1 protein-coding gene and 2 pseudogenes are annotated in these 1,716 nt (G+C 57.6%); 2 read left to right on the forward strand and 1 reads right to left on the reverse strand.

Annotated elements, in window-relative coordinates; genetic code table 11:
- The first annotated feature begins 301 nt into the window (after positions 1-301).
- Positions 302-1,318 (forward strand): annotated as a pseudogene (locus tag ACSZO4_RS25455) (Rpn family recombination-promoting nuclease/putative transposase).
- 5 nt (positions 1,319-1,323) lie between these two features.
- On the opposite strand, the gene ACSZO4_RS25460 reads toward ACSZO4_RS25455, so the two are convergent.
- The gene (locus ACSZO4_RS25460; RefSeq protein ID WP_437891867.1) at positions 1,324-1,548 is read right to left on the reverse strand and encodes a hypothetical protein; all 225 of its coding nucleotides are present in this window, start codon (positions 1,546-1,548) and stop codon (positions 1,324-1,326) included.
- Here ACSZO4_RS25460 and ACSZO4_RS25465 point away from each other — a divergent pair.
- Positions 1,478-1,716: pseudogene (locus ACSZO4_RS25465) on the forward strand (IS66 family transposase zinc-finger binding domain-containing protein); the annotation flags it as partial. The gene ACSZO4_RS25460 and the pseudogene ACSZO4_RS25465 sit on opposite strands and share 71 nt — an antisense overlap.

Consider the following 1,716-nt stretch of genomic DNA (forward strand, 5'->3'; position numbering starts at 1 on the left):
TATCGTAGCGAGCCATAGTTCAATATGTTGTTGAAAAAGACAGTTACTATAACTCAGGTGATTAAGGGACACAGCCTGGTTCCCTGTGAGCAGCGTTATCCTTCAACTGCTGGCTAATATCCGCACTGACCATACGGGACAGGCTCCTGAAAACAAATCTGCGCATAGTGCTCCCTGACAGCCGACCTCGAGGTGAGAAGCTGTGACCTAAGTATTGCCGTATTATACAACAGCCTGTGAGATGACGATGTTGAATGCTTTTTTTTACAAAATTGTTGATTATCAATCTGTTGGATAATTCATGGAAAAAGCCTTCCTGACAAACCCCGACACCGCCCGGGACTTCATCGCCATTCATCTCCCGGCCGAACTGCGAGCCGTCTGCAACCTCAGCACCCTCAGACTCGAATCCGGCAGCTTTGTCGAGGAGAGTCTGCGGGCCTACTACAGCGACGTGCTCTGGAGCCTGAAGACCACCGCCGGGGACGGCTACATTCATGTGCTGATTGAGCACCAGAGTTCGCCTGACAGGCACATGGCCTTCCGCCTGCTTCGCTATGCCGTGGCCGCCATGCAGCGCCATCTCGATGCCGGGCACAAAAAACTGCCGCTGGTCATTCCGGTGCTGTTCTACACCGGCAGGCGCAGCCCGTACCCGTACTCCACCCGCTGGCTGGATGAGTTTGACGACCCGCAGCTGGCCGGACAGCTGTATGCCGGGCCGTTCCCGCTGGTTGACGTCACCGTCATTCCGGACGATGACATCATGACCCACCGCAGCATGGCGGCCCTGACGCTTTTACAGAAGCATATCCATCAGCGCGACCTTGCCGGCCTGCTTGACCGGCTGGCCACCGTTCTGCTGACCGGACATCTCACGGGACAGCAGCTGATATCGCTGATAAACTATCTGGTGCAGGCCGGCGAGACCGACGACGCCGAAGCCTTTGTACGTCAACTGGCACAGCGGGTGCCGCAGCACGGGGACACACTGATGACAATTGCACAGCAGCTGCAAGCTGCAGAGCACCACTTACCCGGTGGCATACGAATCAAAGAGTGATTAAATTCTAACCGCCACATTCACGGGCTGAAATGGTTTCAATTTCCTATACGTGAACAGAAGGGCATTGAGAAGGGCCTTGAGCGTGGCCGCGTCGAAGGGCGTCAGGAAGGCATTCAGCTGGGCGAACAGCGCGGTATCGAAAAAGGCAAACTTGAAGTGGCCCGCACGATGCTTGATAACGGTCTGGATCACAACACGGTGATGAAAATGACCGGCCTGTCCGAGGACGACCTGGCGCAGCTGCGCCACTGAGTTGTTTAGTTCTGACCTTTTTCCAGCCCGGCGGTCAGCCGGTACTGCCGGGGCAGGGCCTCACCCTCAGCCACCGCCTGCCAGCCACATGAACTCAGCAGCGCCTCCAGTCCTTCTGTACTGCCTGTGATACGCGCCAGCAGCGGGCCGGTCTGGTTACTGCCGCAGCCGCTGCGCCAGTCTTCTGCCCGCAAACCGGTGCCCGCCACGCTTCCCCGCGAAACCCGCATACTGCAGCCAGCAGAAACAGCCTGTCCGGCGTGTGGCGGCAACCTCATAGCGTTGGGCTGCGACGTGTCGGAGCAGCTGGAGCTTATCAGCAGCGCCTTTAAGGTTATCGAAACGCAGCGGCCAAAACTGGCCTGCTGCAGCTGCGACCACATCGTTCAGGCACCCAT

This window comes from Phytobacter sp. V91, from assembly GCF_965644225.1.
GTDB lineage: Bacteria > Pseudomonadota > Gammaproteobacteria > Enterobacterales > Enterobacteriaceae > CBFFRJ01.